The following is a 15,121-nucleotide window of genomic DNA, read 5'->3' as shown; positions in this document are numbered from 1 at the left end:
GGGGACACCCACGTTGCGCGCAGAAACAGTGGGGTAACCTAGATCAACAATCGTTGTGAGGCAGAGGGGGAAATGTGTCCGAAAAGATGGACGTATCCGTTGAGGTGAGTAAGTCTGCCCCTGAGACTACTGCGGTCCTAGCTGCGCCGGTCGAAGCTAAGAAGATTGCCAATCGCCTCAAGAGGGCCCGCGGGCAACTGGACGGCCTCATCAACGCATTCGAATCCGGTGCGGGTTGCAGGGACGTGGTCACACAGTTGGCTGCTGTTTCGAAAGCGCTGGATCGCGCAGGTTTTCTGATCGTTTCCACGGCGATGCAAGACTGCTTGAGGGAACCGGGTGAAGACGGTGACCCAAATGCGGATCCCGACAAGCAAATGGATATCGAGGAGCTGGAGAAGCTCTTCATGATGCTGACCTAGCCCTTTGTAATGAGTGACAACCGCTTTTCGCCAAGCTCAGCAGACAAGGCGAACCCCTACGCTTCGACGAACCCATGGGGCAGCGCCACGCAGCCCGCGCCACCCCCGCAGACACCCGTAAGTAGCCCGCCGCCCGCGGACCTTACAGTGCCGAATACGGGCCAGACCGCGCAGCCCAGCGGTAACCCGTATGCCTCGCCGCAACGACCACACTTCGCGCAGCAGGGTGCGTCCTCTGCTACCTCTTGGCCCGCCCAGCCCGGCCCTGGCGGAGCTTGGGTGCCCTACGGCGAACCGCTGCCACAAAAGCCCAAGAAGCGCTGGGTCCTTCCAACCGTGGTGGGAGTGACCTGCCTTTTTCTGGGGTTCTCCCTTGCTGGTGGTAATGAAAACAGTGAGCTACGGGACCAGGTTGCGACCCTGGAGTCTGAGAATGCGACCCTGTCCAACGATCTCTTCGATCGAGACACGCAGCTAGAGGAGCTGCGCGAAAGAGTATGGATGCTCGAGTCGCAGAGTGACGCCGGCGCTCAAGGCTCAGCCCCATCAGTTGGGCTTGGTCCGGCCGCCACGGAGGGTTTTCCGGGTGAGGGAGTTTTCATCGTGGGCCTCGAGGTCGAAGAGGGAACCTATGAGAGTGCGGGGCAAGTTGGTTGCTCATGGACGCGTGCGACAACCGGCATGGACTCGGCTGACGATGAAACCGTGACAACGGATGAGCTAACGCAGGTGACCTTGACCTCTGAGGACCTCATGTTCATAACCAGTGGGTGTGCTGACTGGGTGCGGATCGGCTAGTCCGCCAATATTCCTCGCCGCTCACTTCTGCAAGTTTGCATAGTGAGGGATTTGGCACTCCTGAGGATTTGCCCCGGCTTCATGGACCGACCTAGACTGTTCTTCGCAATCCCGCGTAGCTCAACGGCAGAGCATCCGACTGTTAATCGGACGGTTGTTGGTTCGAATCCAACCGCGGGAGCCACTGGACTGCTGCGCGTTTAGGTGTCATTCGATATGGCTAGCTTTTGGTTGGCCTGGAAGGATGATCATCATGCCCGCAAAATATCCCAAGGAGTTCCGAGACGACGTGGTGCGTGTCGCGTTGAACCGTGAACCTGGTGTCACGCTGTCACAGATTGCGAAGGACTTCGGCATTCATGTTGGCACTCTTGATAAGTGGTTACGGCAAGCCCGCATCGAAGACGGCGAGCAGCCTGGTATGACTCGCTGCGAGAATGAGGAGCTTCGAGATCTGCGATGCCGCAACAGGGTTCTCGAACAAGAAAATGAGGTTTTGCGCCGCGCGGCAGCGAGTTCGTTAACGTAAGTACCACTTGCCGGTTACCGCATTCATCTCCAACTGGGGGTTTGCGTTCAGGGCGCAAGGTATCGGCGGCGGCCCTCGCCGATGCCCCGTACTTTCTGGACCACAACAGCCGATGGGGTAACCGCTCCAGACTCGTAACTGGACAGCCGAGACCGCGATGTACCTAAATACTGGGCCAATTCAGCCCTGCTCATCCCGGTTTCAATGACCCACTTGCGGAATGAGCGGGCGAAACGCTTCTTGTCTTCTTCCCGGCAGTATTCGAGCCAGTCCTCCATGAGTTTGGTGATGCTGGGGCTTTGGGTGACGTCTAGGGCCTGTTCCAGGTCAAGCGCCACCTTCCCGTAAGGTTCGGCTTCGACAGCAGATTGGATTCGCCCCCAGTGTTCACTTCCACCTCGGTCGATGGCGGTGGCGATTCCCTCCACTCCCCACAGGTCGACGGTGTCTTCAGGAGTGACGTTGAGGTTTCGGAACTGGAGGCGAGCCATTACGACCACCTCCGCAGTTCCATGTTGGCTCCGATCTGCCCGAGGACATCTACCACGGCGCCCCACTGTTGCCAGCGAACATTGAGCCCTTTGTATTCACTCAATCGGCTAGTGACGCGGTGATCTCGCGGCGAAGGCAACAGTAACTGTCGGACCAGTTGGTCTCGCACAGGCGTACCTGGGACTCCAGGGTCCGTGTAGTAGTCGTCAATGGCCATGAGGGTGGCTGATGCGTGGTCGATGCCGTACCGGTCGGCGAGAGCGGCGACATCGAGGTAGTCGCGGGTCTGGTTGCGCTTGACGACAAGGAAACCTTTGATTCTGAGGGTTTCCGAGCGGGTGGGAACCCGAAGCATGGCCCCGCTGGGAAGTTCTACTTCGGTGACTTCTAGGGGCCTCTTGCGGATTAGCTGCCGAACACCAGCCTCGATATCCCCGATCTGACCAAGAATTAGTTTTCCAGGGACGGCGCGGTTTGTCACCCACTTCCCCTCTCGCTCGAGTGCATCCAGGACTGAGTCGAACCTGTCCCTCAGGTCGGAAATGACGTGGTCGTGGTCGTAGGACGCGCGGTGAGCAGCGTAGAGCGCGGAGGCGGAACCTCCCACAAGCACCGTGTCTGGGACAAGCTTTTGGAGCTCTGCTGCCTGCTCCAAGACTTCGAGCAAGTCGGCGTGCAATTCGCCAAAAGCAGGTGCTAATTCGACGCCGACCGCTTCGTTGTATGGGCGCGCCGAAAACCCTCCCTGGTTATGAGGGTCCCCTCCGCGAGGATGTTGCGATTCATCAAAAACCATGCCTTGAGTGTATCAGAAGTGATAACAAAGGTTCCTAGTTGCTCCCGGTAAAAACCTAAGCGCGCCCAAACACCACACATCCAGGTCCGAACACAAGCGCCTCAGCCACTAGCCGCAGGTCTTCTTTCCGGCAGTCCCGACCAGGACTACTGGTCCAGACACCTCACCGCTTTGTGGGTCTCCCCGAAAGTACCCATCAATCCATACCGCGTGGTGTGCTTGCCGGCTGGCGTACCACTGCGGGAATCTTTCTCCGCCTTAAGAAACTGCGGGGCCGAGATATAGGAGGTACGGACGGTGCGCTGCTTGCGAGCCGTGCGCGACGAGCTCGGCAACTTCCGGGAAGCCCGAACTGGCAAGTCATCTGTCGAGGTGTAGGTGGAGTGAGCCGCGGCTGTAATCGACCCCAACAGGCCAGCCAATAGGCGACGTGCCTCTTGATGAGAGGGGTTCGTCCCTTCCTCGAACCAGGTCGCGCTCTTTACCGTGTCTGAAAAAGAGCAGGGAATGCGCATGAACATAGCGGGGGACAGCGGCTCCTTAGTCGGTGCTGCATTCTTTAGTCCTTCACACCAGAGGACTGCCAGGAGGGGCCCTCCGCTTCGCGATGCTCCGCCTTGCCTATGAACGAGCCCCATCCCTTACCTGTGGCGAGCAGGGTCCGTTTCTCCCCGTCCGGGTCATTCCACCAGAACTGAGCCTGCCAAGAAATCGCCCGGACAGGTTGGCCAAGCAGTCTTTCATCAGGAAAACCAAACACCTCAGCAGCAACGGGCTCCTGGAAAAGCAGAAACCCATTGGGGGAGGACAGGTCCTCGGCCCTTAGCTTCACGCTTGGGTGCTCGTGAGCCATCAAAACCATTAGCTCGGTAAGACCTTCGGTAACTAGCAGTGGCTGTGTGGTCGCCCAAAACCCTCGCTCGCCCGGGGTGTGAACGTAATCATCAGCGAAGTTCGATAGCTCTCGAGGAGCCATCGCTATCTTTTCCTCAGCGTCTTGCAGTGCGCCACTGCCAAGTGGTCACAGGACCTGTTGAAGACCGTGCCAGGAGTATGCACCAATGGTGGGGCAGATAGTTTCCATCAAGGAATACTTCGTCAAAGATCTCTCCTGTGACGGGAGGCTTTGGGATTGGCACATTCCAACACCACGAGAACTGGCGCCTAGCGGTTCTGCCAGTGCGTGTGCCATCAACCTCGCCTTGTGATTCCTTACCTTTGATCCATGCCAGGAAGGCTGTGAACTGGGCTAACTGTGTCGTATCAGGGCGAGTGCGTGAGGGGCTAGATCCGCAGTTGGTGCATCGCCACCGAATTTTGCCATTACGAGTCCCATTACGTTTCAACCCTGGCTGATGACAATCAGGACATTTCTTTATAGATGCAGGTCTTCCCATGTTTGAACAAGATCAGACCGGTTCCTAGCACACAAATCAGTCAAGGGCTGGGACGTGAGAGGCTCTACCGAAAAATAGGCTTCAAAAGCCTATCAACACCAACCTTCCCTTGCTACATCAACGAAAACCCCGGAGTTTAGACACCAATAACGGCCGCTATCCCGCATGCGGGGCCGGTTACGCCATTCGATCTCGTGGAGGCCGGAGGCGAGGGCGGGTAGTGGCGGCAACGGTGACCGGTCGTAGAGGTGGGAAGGATACCCACAGCCTCTTCTGCGACTAGCCAATAATCAGCTTACAGAAGGGCCGGATAGTGGTCCGCCGGGACCAACAGTCTGCCGGGGCTATGAACCCCTGGGAGTTCTAGGAATCCATTCCCAACTCTTCACGGAGTTTCGCTTCGAGTTCGTAAGCCTTTTCCTGGTCCGCATCGCTGATGGGGCCGGAGGTCACGACTGCCGAGAAAAGTTCACCGTCAACGCGGCGACGCACGGTGGCGGCAACCGACGCTCCGGTTGAGGTTACAAAGCGACGCGTTGCGACGATTGTGTCGTCCACGCGGTGGGTGATTTTCTCCATAAGTGACTGGGGGTTGTCGCTGATGGTTTTTCCGACGAGGGCGGGGCGGTCTGGTTGGGACCAGACGAGGCGGAACTGCCGGGTTCGTGCGTCCCACGACGCGTACTGGACCTCATGCCACAAACCGGAGTCCACCAGGTGGGTGGCGTCCGTAACCATGATGATATTGCGGCCCACCACAATGAAACGCCCATCTTCAAGTTCCTCGTATGGGCCCCCGCGCTGGTCTTTCGGAATGTCGGCGAGGGCGGCACTGGGGAGTGTGCCCCCTTGTGGTGACGCGTCGGTTGAGTCTTGCTGTGTGGTCTCAGGCGTGTCTCTCTTGAACAATCTCATCTGCTAAGAGTAGTCGGCGTCACGCTTTGCGTGAGGGGTGGAAAACGTGTTGAGTCGAAGGATCGCTCAGGCTGAGGTAAAGTTAGTCCGCGCAAGCAGCCCCCGTAGCTCAGTCGGTTAGAGCAGTGGACTCATAATCCATTTGTCCTGGGTTCGAGCCCCAGCGGGGGTACCAAGCGTCATTTCAGGGTGTAGGCAGCGCCCAGACGAGCGGTACCCAAGTACTACTCGGTATTGGGTTTGCCCTTCTTCACTACCCGTTTTCGTTCAGATCGCAGCGAGTAGACCCAGATGGTGGTGCCCATGTACGCCATGGCGAACACGAACGCTGCCACCACAAACGTGATCTCAAGGAACCGGGGGGCGGAGAAAAAGCTGGTGAGGAGGTAGCCGACGATTGTGATCGCCAACCCGATAAGGGCGCCACGGTGCCACTGCTCTGAGCGTTTCGCCTCCCGAGTCATCTCCTTGGAATAGACGGGTGGATTCCCGGGGGTCTGATCAGGATTGGGGTTCACCATTCTCCTCGACTATTGGTAGCAGGGACACTGTTGGCGCAGACACCGGGTCCAACTGGGCCCACAACTGCGCATCGTACGAAATGTCAGCGGGTGCCCGCAACGAAGTGGTACTGGATCCCATCAACAAGAGATCCGCGGTCAAAATGTCCGTGAGCACACCCTCAACCGTGTCCTGCGGGGTCGTGCAGCGCAAGGGGCGCGTGTCTTCTACGCCGACTTCAAGCAGGCGCTTGACCCGATCGTTCAACTCCTTTGCCAGTGAGCGTGCGGTGTCGTGCTCCAGCTCTTGACCCCCTAGCGCCAGCGTTGAAGTGCGGGCACAGTCAAAGAGGACGAGGGCGGATTCTGCGGCTGACTCAGAGATCTCATCGGGTTGGTCGAAGTCCTCCAGTCCGGACATTTGATCTGCACCTGACATTTTGTCATCTTCCGCGACTCGACTGTTTTCCACGGGGGCAACTGGACTCGTAGCAGACTCGGGAAGGTCGGCCACCGCCGTCGCGAGGTCGACCGCAAACCCATCGGCAAGGAGCTGTGCAGAAGCCACACGACCCGCCAGAAGCGACGCCAGTGCTTCCCTTTCCGGACCTGTCAAGCCCTCCACTTGCGCCAGCTCATCCAACTGTTCCCGGGCACTGCGGAGCATAAATGCGGCAAATGGGCCCACTGTGTAAGGGGCCTGCCCAATCTGGGCCGGAACCTCAACAAATGACTCCGCATCCTCACGATCCGAGAAGTCACCCCAGGGCTCCCACAGGCCGCCGCTTGCGGCTAGTCGAGCTTCGGCATCTTGGGTTACGGAACTGAGCATAGTTGCGCAGGTGGCGCACTCTGTGGCGGCGCGTGCCATCTGAGCTGCGCGCTCAACGGTGGCTGCTTCCGACCTCGCCACACTGTCCCTCATTGTCTGAGCGGGCGAGAGCGCCGACAACTCCACTGCATCGTGAGCCCCGGAAATCGAGTCGACTGCAGTGGGTACTCCGGCGCAACCACTGAGCCCTAGTGCAACACACGCTGAAGCACACAGTGCGGCACACGTCTTCGTCCAGGTCGAGGTGTGAGGTAAGGCCAGGAATCGGTGCACTGTGAGATCATCCCATGATCTGCAAGTAACATGGGTTCAACACAGTGAAAATGTGCTTGATCGCTGAAGTACGTCGGGGGTGAATACCCCAGAACGTTGATAGGAGAATCGACAATGGCAAACGAAAACGTTGAGAATGCAGTGGAGCAGCTCTTGGCGCCTCTCGCGGCCGCCCAGAACTCTGTGGTTGAGAACGTGGCTCTCACCGGTAGTGGAAACAACCAGGTTCTTACCGTTACGGTCGATTTGGAGCGTGCCGGTGCTGATCTCTCTTCTGACCAGGTTGCTCAGTTGGCTCGTGAGTTCTCACTGGCGCTGGACAAGCACGACCCCATTGATGGTGCCTACACGCTTGAGGTGACATCACCGGGAGCGGATCGTCAGATCACCAACCTGCGTCAGTATCGCCGCTCTGTCGGCAAGGCAGTCAAGGTTGTCCTGAAGAACGATGACAAGGTCGACGGAACCATCACAGCGGTTGAAGATGATGGCTTCACCGTTGATGGCCCCCACGGCACCCGCACAATTCCCTTCGACGATGTCAAGAAGACACATCTCGTTGTGGAGACTCCGAAAGAGAGCTAGCACATGGAAATCGACATGACCGCTTTGCGGATGGTTGAACAGGATAAGGGCATCAGCCTGGACACCCTGGTTGAAGCCATTGAGGAGGCCCTGCTGAAGGCCTACCACAACATGCCCGGTGCCATTGAGCAGGCTCGTATTGAGGTTAACCGCAAGACGGGCCGCGCATCTGTAATCGCGACGGAAACAGACGAGGACGGTACGGTCCTGGGCGAGTTTGACGATACGCCGTCAAACTTCGGCAGGATTGCCACCGTCACCGCCCGTTCGATGATCACCCAACGTCTGCGTGAAGCCGAGGATTCCCGAGTGCTGGGAACCTATGCTGGTAAAGAAGGCTCCGTCGTCACGGGCGTCGTGCAACAGAGTCGCGACCGGCTCGCGACTGTGGTCAAGTTGGGCGACGAGTTTGAGGCGATCCTCCCGGATAATGAGAAGGTGCCGGGCGAAACCTACGAACACGGTGACCGCATCCGCGCCTACGTGGTGTCGGTTGAGCGCACGGACAAGGGTCCGAGGATCGTCTTGTCGCGTAGCCATCCCGGCCTCGTGCAAGGCCTCTTCCGGCGCGAAGTTCCTGAGATTGACCAGGGTCTGGTAGAGATCAAGGCGATTGCCCGGGAGGCCGGACACCGCACGAAAATTGCGGTTGCTGCAACGCGGCCGGACGTGAACGCCAAGGGTGCCTGCATCGGACCCATGGGGGGCCGCGTTCGCAACGTGATGGCCGAACTCGGTGGGGAGAAAATCGATATTGTCGACTGGTCGCAAGACCCAGCTCGGTTCATTTCTAACTCACTTTCACCAGCACGGGTCTCACGAGTCATCGTTCATTCCAGGGACAACAAGACAGCGACGGCGATCGTGCCGGACTTCCAGCTGCGCCTCGCTATTGGTAAAGATGGGCAGAATGCGCGACTTGCAGCCCGCTTGACCGGGTACCACATTGACATCCATTCCGACACCGCAGAGGGCGAAGTTGAGGTTTCCCGCTCTTCGATTGCGGATAGCATCGACAACTAGTCGGATAAGGTTTTGAACGAGGCCGGAGGGTAGATCCCTTCGGCTTCGTTGCGTGATGATTCGCTCATAGTGGAGGGGTGGAACCTGCTGCTTGGGCGACTAGACTGTTTTCCGGATACTTATGGCGGAATTACTCTCTGGTACTAAAACCCCCATCCGAACATGTGTCGGGTGCGGGCGCAGGCAAGCCAAGTCGGAGCTGGTCCGTATTGTTGGGAATCCGCGATCTGCCCTACAGGTAGATTTGAAGCAGAGTTTGCCCGGTCGTGGCGTGTGGCTTCACCCTAATCAGAGGTGTTACCAGAAGGCGCGTAGCTCGGGTCGGCTCAGCCGATCACTCAGATGTGACTTTCGAGGTGATCAAGCATGGGCGCAGTTAGAGGACTTCTTTACTGTGCAGGACCGAGGCTGAGGCCTCATAAACAACGGAAGCGGGTTGGAAGCTGATGGGCACCCGATGAGTACCCAGCGATGAGCTGCCAGCAGGTCTAGTTGTCCGTCCTCTCTTCTTGGGGATGGACCCGAAGAGGAGAAACTGTGCCAAGGATGCGCGTACACGAGCTTGCAAAAGAGCTCGGCATCACCAGTAAGACATTAAGGGAAGACCTTACGAAGCGTGGGGAGTTTGTTAAGTCCGCGTCTTCAATGGTTGAAGCCCCAATTGTTCGCCAGATGTTGGAAGAATATGCTTCTGCGTCGAAGAGTGAACCGGCTGCGCCAGTAAAGAGCGCCAAGCCAGCGAAGAGCCCAACAACTCAGGCGAAGACACCCGCGCCGGCTGCGAAGCCTGATACTCCTGCGCCCGCACCTGCGCCCGCACCTGGGCCCAAGCCTGCGGCTGGCGCACCCAAGCCCGGAGCCGTCAAGCCAGGACCTGTGGCTCCCGTCAAAGAAGCCGAACCCCAGCCAAAGCCGGAAGTTCCCGACACTGCGGCTGCAACCCCAGCTTTCAGCGACCAGCCTGAGGTCCAGCCCAAGGCTGCGCCGAGCCCCGGTCCCGCAGTGGCTAAGAAGCCTGCCGCGCCTCAGTCGAAGGATGCCAAGCCTGCCACAACGGCACCGGCTCCACGTCCCGGTGGCCCGCGGCCCGCAGCCCCGGCACCGTCCGGAGGGCGGCGTCCTCGTGGACCTCGACCCGGCAACAACCCCTACGCTTCAAGCCAGGGCATGCCCCGTCCAGGGGCTCCCCGTAGCGGTGCGCCGCGTCCGGGTGCTCCGAGGCCGGCGGGTGGCGCAAATGCTGCTCCACGGCCCGGTGGAGGACCTCGTCCTAACCCCGGAATGATGCCGGGCTCGGCCTCGTTCCAGCGTAATGAGGCTCCGTCTTCCACGCGCCCCAGCGGTGGTGGCAGAGGACGCCCAGGCGGCGCACGCCCAAGCGGTGGCCCGGGCCGATTTGGTGGGGGCGGCGCCGGTGGTGGCGCTGCAACTCCGGGGCAGGCTCCCGGTGGTTTCACCTCGCCTCCGCGCGGTGGTCGCGGCGGCGGTCGCGGTGCTGCACCAGGCGCATTCGGTCGTGGTGGCGGTCGTAGCCAGAAGGGCCGCAAGTCGAAGCGAGCAAAGCGTCAAGAGTTTGAGCAGCAGTCGGCGCCCGCAATTGGCGGCGTGTCGATACCTCGTGGCAATGACCAAGAGGTGCAGATTCGCCAGGGTGCATCCCTCGCCGACCTCGCCGATAAGATCAACGTCAACCCCGCTGACCTTGTCGCGATTCTGTTCCACCTGGGGGAGATGGCGACAGCCACCCAGTCCCTGGATCAGGACACCTTTGAGGTTTTGGGTGCGGAGTTGGGCTACCGCGTCAGCGTTGTTTCACCTGAGGATGAGGACAGGGAGCTACTTGAGTCCTTTGACATCGACCTCGGCGCTGAAGAGCTTGAAGATGCGGAGAATCTGCAGCCACGGTCCCCGGTTGTCACTGTCATGGGCCACGTTGACCACGGAAAGACACGGCTGCTCGATGCCATCCGGAACACGGACGTTGTTGCCGGTGAGCACGGCGGCATCACCCAGCACATTGGTGCCTACCAGGTTGGTGTTCCAAGCGAAGATGGTGAACGACTCATCACCTTCCTGGATACCCCGGGCCACGAGGCGTTCACCGCTATGCGTGCCCGCGGCGCGCAGGTTACCGACCTCGCGATTCTGGTTGTCGCCGCAGATGACGGTGTCATGCCGCAGACGGTTGAAGCAATCAACCACGCTCAGGCAGCCGGAGTTCCGATTGTTGTCGCGGTAAACAAGATCGATAAGGAAGACGCTAACCCGGAGAAGATCCGTGGCCAGCTAACCGAGTACGGTCTTGTTGCTGAAGACTTCGGTGGGGACGTCATGTTTGTCGATGTCTCTGCTCGGGAGAACATCAACATTGACAGCCTGCTTGAGGCGGTTCTTCTAACCGCTGACGCAACGCTTGATCTCAATGCGAACGCCGAGGCAGAAGCTCGCGGTGTCGCTATTGAGGCAAACCTGGATAAGGGTCGCGGCGCCGTGGTTACCATGCTGGTTCAGCGTGGCACGCTACGGGTCGGCGATGCCGTTGTAGTTGGTTCTTCACACGGTCGTGTTCGCGCCATGTTCGATGAGTATGGTGCCCCGATCCAAGAGGCGGGTCCTGCTCGCCCAGTGCAGATGATTGGTTTGACGTCGGTGCCGCGTGCGGGGGATACCTTCCTTGTCGCGTCTGATGACCGTACGGCTCGCCAGATTGCATCCAAGCGTGAGGCAGCGGAACGTCAGGCGATGCTTGCACGCCGCCGTAAGCGTGTCACGCTTGAGGACTTCGACCGCGTTCTTAAGGAAGGCAAGGTTGACCACCTCAACCTCATCCTCAAGGGTGACGTCGCCGGTGCCGTGGAAGCGCTGGAAGACTCGTTGCTCAAGATTGATGTGGGCGAGGACGTTGCCTTGCGTATCATCCACCGCGGTGTTGGTGCTGTTACACAGAACGACGTCAACCTGGCAACCGTTGACAACGCCGTGATCATTGCGTTCAACGTTCGCCCGGCTGAGCGCGTTCAGGAACTGGCTGATTCCGAGGGTGTCGAGATCAAGTACTACTCGGTGATCTACCGTGCGCTTGAGGAAATCGAAGACGCCATGAAGGGCATGCTCAAGCCAATCTACGAAGAGGTCGCAACGGGCAGTGCAGAGATCCTCCAGGTCTTCCGTTCTGGCAAGTTCGGAAACATTGCGGGCTCGATCGTTCGTAGCGGTACATTGCGACGTGGAGCGAAGGCTCGCCTGGTTCGTGATGGTGTGGTTGTGGCAGAAGATCTTGAGATCAAGTCGCTACGCCGCGAGAAGGATGACGTCACCGAGGTCCGTGAGGGCTTCGAATGCGGTGTCACCCTGGGTTACAAGGACATCCAAGAGGGTGACCGGATTGAAACCTGGGAGATGCGAGAGAAGGCGCGCGCCTAGCCTCTTGCCCGTCTAGCGTAAAGGCACCCGCCGGTAGTTTCCGGTGGGTGCCTTTGCTCTAGGCTAGTGTGTGCATTTCCGCGTGTGCGGATTCAACGATGGAAGGGAATCGTCATGGCTGATCAAGGACGGCAACGTCGTATTGCAGAGCGCATCCGGGAGTCGGTGGCGAGCACTCTTGAGCGCAAAGTGAAGGACCCGCGTCTTGGTTTCGTCACGGTAACGGACGTGAGGATCACGGGCGACTTGCAGCACGCCACGGTCTTTTACACGGTGATGGGCGATGAGGAAGAGCAGAAGAAAACGCGCAGGGCTCTGGAATCTTCCAAGGGGCTGATCCGCTCCGAGGTGGGTGCTGCCCTGGGTATCCGACTGACCCCGACCATTACGTTCCAGGCTGACGCGCTTCCAGAGGCTGCGGCATCTATCGAGGAGGCGCTGCGCGCGGCTCGAGAGAATGACGCAAAGATCGCCGCTGCCGCGCAGGGCCAGTCCTTTGCCGGTGATGCTTCGCCGTATGTTGTCGACGAAGAAGCAGTCGAAGAGGACGACTAGGCCAGCTTTGAAACAGGGGACAGCCCAAGGACCGGGAACAGGGCCGGTCGAACCGCGTCTCGTTGAGGCCGGGATCCTCCTCGTTGATAAGCCAGCTGGCCTGACGTCTCACGACGTGGTTGCAAGGGGGAGGCGGCTGGCGAAGACGCGCCGCGTTGGTCACGCGGGAACACTGGATCCAATGGCGACGGGCGTCCTCGTCCTCGGTATTAACAGCGGGACGAAACTTCTGCAGTATGTTTCGGGTGCGGCGAAAACCTATCTGGCGACGATTCGTTTGGGCATTTCCACCAACACGGATGATGCCGAGGGCGAGATCATTGGTCAAGCGGGATGCCCTCCACTCTCGCGGGAGGCTATCGACCGGGCGCTGGAGACGTATCACGGAGAGATCCTTCAAGTGCCCACCACGGTCAGTGCCATCAAGGTTGACGGGAAACGTGCCTACGCCCTCGCACGGGCTGGCAAGGACGTCAAGCTTGAGGCGCGTCCCATCGTGATCCACCGTTTCGATGTCATTGGGGAGCCCGCGGTGGCGACCGCACACAACGACAATGCTGACGTTCCGGTTGTGGATGTGGATGTGGTTGTCGAGTGCTCCTCGGGGACATACATTCGTGCGTTGGCACGCGACATCGGTCGTGATCTGGGGGTCGGGGGACACCTGACTGCCCTCCGTAGAACGGCGACGGGCCCGTGGAAAGTAGAGCAGTGTCATGATCTGGAGGATCTTTTCGCCGGTGATGACGAGGGCGAAGCGTTGCCGTTGATCCCACTGGACCGCGCTGCTCAAACACTGTTCCCCACACTGGTCGTGACCGGTGAGGCCGCGGCGCGGTTCCGCAACGGTCAGGCTCCCGGGAGCGAAGAGGTCGTAGACGTACTACCCGGCGGATCAGCCAACCCTAAGTTTCCAGGCATCCGGGCATTAGTACCGGTGGGGGACCAAAGTCACGTACTAGGACTGGTGCGCGTTGTCGAAGGGACTACGCTGGACCTTAAGACCGTGTCTGTGTTTGCACAGTGATGGGAACGATCGGGGAAAATCTCGCCACCTGGTGGCGCAGAGATGATGAAGGGATTGCACGCATGGCTAACGAAGAAGAACGCAAGTCAGGTGGGTGTGGTTGCGGTGGTTGCGGTTGCGGAGGCGGCGGCAACAAGAAGGGCCGCGAAGGTCAGCCGGTAGATGATGAGGGTCGAACGAACCTGGGCCTAAGAGGAACCAACTAGGCGTTCGCCCCTGCTTATCCCGCCCCGCCGAGCAGTCGACGGGGCGGCTCTATGGAAGAAGGTCTTGTGGAGGTCTGGAGGAACCTGAATGAAGTTCCTGGCAACCAAAAATCGGTTGTCACCATCGGGAACTTTGATGGCATGCACCAGGGGCATTCGCGAGTCATCGCAACGTGCGTGGAGAGAGCGCGTAAACGCAACTGCCAGTCGGTCGCGCTGACGTTTGACCCTCACCCCAGATCGGTGCACCGCCCCCAAGAACCTCTCGAGCTGATTGCCTCCCTTGATGATCGCCTTGATGCGATGGCCATTGCCGGGTTGGATGCGGTGTTTGTCGCGCAGTATTCTCCCGATCTCTACATGCTGAGTGCCGAGGACTTTGTGGTGTCCTACATCGTGGAGCGGCTCGGGGCAGTGGAGGTTGTGGTTGGTGAGGACTTCCGTTTTGGTCGCAACAACTCCGGCGATATTGAAACCTTGCGGAAACTGGGCCGTCAACACGGGTTTGACGTCTCCATGGTGACCGACGTTGAGTCACCTTCGGGGAGACGATGGTCGTCCTCGTGGGTGAGAGAAGAGATGGCATCCGGAAATGTGGAAGAGGCCAGCCGCGTCCTCGGCCGCTTTCCGCGGGTGTGGGGTCATGTTATTCACGGGGCAAAACGAGGCCGCGAACTTGGCTTTCCAACAGCAAATCTCGAGGTCGAAGGGCAGATGGTTCCGGCTGACGGGGTCTACGCGGGATGGCTGGTGCGCGACGTGAGTCAGAGTGATGGGGGAAGTCAGGAGTTCCTCCCAGCCGCGATTTCGGTGGGGACGAACCCTCAGTTTCAGGGAACTGTCAGGACAGTGGAAGCCCACGTCCTCGGGCGGGCCGACTTGGACCTGTACGACGAACGCGTCACCGTCGTGTTTGTGAAGAGGATACGGCCGATGATGGTCTTCGACTCTATCGATCAGCTTCTTGCCCGTATGGATGATGACCTGCGCGCCACCGCAGCGATATTGGGGGCACGAAGCGCTTCCCGGATCGATCCGGGCAGGGTGACCGCGGGGATTTGAGGTCGCTGGCGCGGTAGTTGGCCCCGGCCCCCGGCCTGCCTCCACTGCCTGCGGCTCACGCCCAGGAACCCGGCCGTTGCCCCCGGCCTGCCGCCCTGACCCCAGGAACCCGGCCTGCCGCCCTCAGCGATTGTCGAGCCGACCGAGCCATAGGGAGCCCGCTAGGCTCAGAGCCGCTAAGATTACATCGTTATGCGGGCCTGGCGGGCTCCGTATGGCGTAGTCGGCTCGAGGATGAGAGGTTTGATGGGCTCGGGCGACGGTGGCGGATGAGAGCGCTCCCCAG

At 59.5% G+C, this 15,121-nt stretch carries 16 protein-coding genes and 2 tRNA genes; 12 read left to right on the top strand and 6 right to left on the bottom strand.

Going from position 1 to position 15,121, the window contains the following annotated elements:
- The first annotated feature begins 86 nt into the window (after window positions 1–86).
- The 4 genes from H2O65_RS07070 (at window position 87) to H2O65_RS10505 (ending at window position 1,749) form a co-directional block, all read left to right on the top strand.
- On the top strand, window positions 87–422 hold the full coding sequence (locus tag H2O65_RS07070; RefSeq protein WP_182142715.1) for a metal-sensitive transcriptional regulator: 336 nt from the start codon (window positions 87–89) through the stop codon (window positions 420–422).
- Window positions 423–431: 9 nt separating this feature from the next.
- A complete protein-coding gene (locus tag H2O65_RS07065; protein ID WP_182141049.1) occupies window positions 432–1,220 on the top strand; it encodes a hypothetical protein in 789 nt (262 codons plus the stop codon).
- 109 nt (window positions 1,221–1,329) lie between these two features.
- Window positions 1,330–1,404: transfer RNA gene (locus H2O65_RS07060), tRNA-Asn, on the top strand.
- 69 nt (window positions 1,405–1,473) lie between these two features.
- Complete coding sequence (locus H2O65_RS10505; RefSeq protein ID WP_259349480.1) at window positions 1,474–1,749, top strand: transposase; 276 nt, start codon at window positions 1,474–1,476, stop codon at window positions 1,747–1,749.
- A 47-nt stretch (window positions 1,750–1,796) separates the two neighbouring features.
- Here the strand turns inward: H2O65_RS10505 and H2O65_RS07050 are convergent, their stop codons facing one another.
- From H2O65_RS07050 to H2O65_RS07035, 4 genes are all read right to left on the bottom strand, one after another.
- The gene (locus H2O65_RS07050) at window positions 1,797–2,240 is read right to left on the bottom strand and encodes a helix-turn-helix domain-containing protein (protein WP_182141048.1); all 444 of its coding nucleotides are present in this window, start codon (window positions 2,238–2,240) and stop codon (window positions 1,797–1,799) included.
- Complete coding sequence (locus H2O65_RS07045; protein WP_220458723.1) at window positions 2,240–3,037, bottom strand: hypothetical protein; 798 nt, start codon at window positions 3,035–3,037, stop codon at window positions 2,240–2,242. The genes H2O65_RS07050 and H2O65_RS07045 overlap by 1 nt, the downstream gene beginning before the upstream one ends.
- 559 nt (window positions 3,038–3,596) lie before the next feature.
- Entirely contained in the window at window positions 3,597–4,013 is a 417-nt protein-coding gene (locus H2O65_RS07040) for a hypothetical protein (protein ID WP_182141047.1), read from the bottom strand.
- A gap of 784 nt (window positions 4,014–4,797) precedes the next feature.
- Window positions 4,798–5,349: a hypothetical protein gene (locus tag H2O65_RS07035; RefSeq protein WP_182141046.1), complete on the bottom strand. Its 552-nt coding sequence runs from the start codon at window positions 5,347–5,349 to the stop codon at window positions 4,798–4,800.
- 98 nt (window positions 5,350–5,447) lie between these two features.
- Here H2O65_RS07035 and H2O65_RS07030 point away from each other — a divergent pair.
- Window positions 5,448–5,524: transfer RNA gene (locus H2O65_RS07030), tRNA-Ile, on the top strand.
- Between the two features lie 49 nt (window positions 5,525–5,573).
- On the opposite strand, the gene H2O65_RS07025 is transcribed toward H2O65_RS07030, so the two are convergent.
- Both H2O65_RS07025 and H2O65_RS07020 read right to left on the bottom strand, forming a co-directional pair.
- A complete protein-coding gene (locus H2O65_RS07025) occupies window positions 5,574–5,870 on the bottom strand; it encodes a hypothetical protein (protein WP_182141045.1) in 297 nt (98 codons plus the stop codon).
- Window positions 5,851–6,762: a hypothetical protein gene (locus H2O65_RS07020; RefSeq protein WP_182141044.1), complete on the bottom strand. Its 912-nt coding sequence runs from the start codon at window positions 6,760–6,762 to the stop codon at window positions 5,851–5,853. Before H2O65_RS07020 ends, H2O65_RS07025 begins: the two co-directional genes overlap by 20 nt.
- A 306-nt stretch (window positions 6,763–7,068) precedes the next feature.
- Here H2O65_RS07020 and rimP point away from each other — a divergent pair, with 306 nt between their 5' ends.
- The 7 genes from rimP (at window position 7,069) to H2O65_RS06985 (ending at window position 14,835) form a co-directional block, all read left to right on the top strand.
- Window positions 7,069–7,539, top strand: coding sequence for a ribosome maturation factor RimP (gene rimP / locus H2O65_RS07015; protein ID WP_182141043.1), 471 nt, complete (start codon window positions 7,069–7,071; stop codon window positions 7,537–7,539).
- 3 nt (window positions 7,540–7,542) lie between these two features.
- Window positions 7,543–8,562 (top strand): transcription termination factor NusA, encoded by a 1,020-nt coding sequence (gene nusA, locus H2O65_RS07010; RefSeq protein ID WP_182141042.1) that lies wholly within the window; start codon window positions 7,543–7,545, stop codon window positions 8,560–8,562.
- Window positions 8,563–8,683: 121 nt separating this feature from the next.
- The gene (locus tag H2O65_RS10690) at window positions 8,684–8,974 is read left to right on the top strand and encodes a YlxR family protein (RefSeq protein ID WP_182141041.1); all 291 of its coding nucleotides are present in this window, start codon (window positions 8,684–8,686) and stop codon (window positions 8,972–8,974) included.
- Between the two features lie 134 nt (window positions 8,975–9,108).
- Window positions 9,109–11,985 (top strand): translation initiation factor IF-2, encoded by a 2,877-nt coding sequence (gene infB, locus H2O65_RS07000; protein ID WP_259349479.1) that lies wholly within the window; start codon window positions 9,109–9,111, stop codon window positions 11,983–11,985.
- 114 nt (window positions 11,986–12,099) lie between these two features.
- Window positions 12,100–12,540, top strand: coding sequence for a 30S ribosome-binding factor RbfA (gene rbfA / locus H2O65_RS06995; RefSeq protein WP_182141039.1), 441 nt, complete (start codon window positions 12,100–12,102; stop codon window positions 12,538–12,540).
- Window positions 12,503–13,567, top strand: a complete 1,065-nt coding sequence (gene truB, locus H2O65_RS06990) for a tRNA pseudouridine(55) synthase TruB (protein WP_182141038.1) — start codon at window positions 12,503–12,505, stop codon at window positions 13,565–13,567. The genes rbfA and truB overlap by 38 nt, the downstream gene beginning before the upstream one ends.
- A gap of 272 nt (window positions 13,568–13,839) precedes the next feature.
- Window positions 13,840–14,835 (top strand): bifunctional riboflavin kinase/FAD synthetase, encoded by a 996-nt coding sequence (locus H2O65_RS06985; RefSeq protein WP_182142713.1) that lies wholly within the window; start codon window positions 13,840–13,842, stop codon window positions 14,833–14,835.
- Window positions 14,836–15,121 lie beyond the last annotated feature (286 nt).

It is taken from the genome of Schaalia sp. JY-X169 (genome assembly GCF_014069575.1).
Classification (GTDB): Bacteria; Actinomycetota; Actinomycetes; order Actinomycetales; family Actinomycetaceae; genus Scrofimicrobium.
The sequence above is the reverse complement of the archived record's forward strand: the minus strand, read 5'-3'. Positions and strand labels throughout refer to the sequence as shown.

What these genes read in the sequence shown, in the direction of transcription:
- H2O65_RS07070 (WP_182142715.1), top strand. Translation starts at nt 87, where the DNA reads ATGGACGTATCCGTTGAGGTGAGTAAGTCTGCCCCTGAGACTACTGCG.
- H2O65_RS07040 (WP_182141047.1), bottom strand. Translation starts at nt 4,013, where the DNA reads ATGGCTCCTCGAGAGCTATCGAACTTCGCTGATGATTACGTTCACACC.
- H2O65_RS07065 (WP_182141049.1), top strand. Translation starts at nt 432, where the DNA reads ATGAGTGACAACCGCTTTTCGCCAAGCTCAGCAGACAAGGCGAACCCC.
- nusA (WP_182141042.1), top strand. Translation starts at nt 7,543, where the DNA reads ATGGAAATCGACATGACCGCTTTGCGGATGGTTGAACAGGATAAGGGC.
- truB (WP_182141038.1), top strand. Translation starts at nt 12,503, where the DNA reads ATGTTGTCGACGAAGAAGCAGTCGAAGAGGACGACTAGGCCAGCTTTG.
- H2O65_RS07025 (WP_182141045.1), bottom strand. Translation starts at nt 5,870, where the DNA reads ATGGTGAACCCCAATCCTGATCAGACCCCCGGGAATCCACCCGTCTAT.
- rbfA (WP_182141039.1), top strand. Translation starts at nt 12,100, where the DNA reads ATGGCTGATCAAGGACGGCAACGTCGTATTGCAGAGCGCATCCGGGAG.
- H2O65_RS07050 (WP_182141048.1), bottom strand. Translation starts at nt 2,240, where the DNA reads ATGGCTCGCCTCCAGTTCCGAAACCTCAACGTCACTCCTGAAGACACC.
- H2O65_RS07035 (WP_182141046.1), bottom strand. Translation starts at nt 5,349, where the DNA reads ATGAGATTGTTCAAGAGAGACACGCCTGAGACCACACAGCAAGACTCA.
- rimP (WP_182141043.1), top strand. Translation starts at nt 7,069, where the DNA reads ATGGCAAACGAAAACGTTGAGAATGCAGTGGAGCAGCTCTTGGCGCCT.
- H2O65_RS07045 (WP_220458723.1), bottom strand. Translation starts at nt 3,037, where the DNA reads ATGGTTTTTGATGAATCGCAACATCCTCGCGGAGGGGACCCTCATAAC.
- H2O65_RS10505 (WP_259349480.1), top strand. Translation starts at nt 1,474, where the DNA reads ATGCCCGCAAAATATCCCAAGGAGTTCCGAGACGACGTGGTGCGTGTC.
- infB (WP_259349479.1), top strand. Translation starts at nt 9,109, where the DNA reads ATGCGCGTACACGAGCTTGCAAAAGAGCTCGGCATCACCAGTAAGACA.
- H2O65_RS10690 (WP_182141041.1), top strand. Translation starts at nt 8,684, where the DNA reads ATGGCGGAATTACTCTCTGGTACTAAAACCCCCATCCGAACATGTGTC.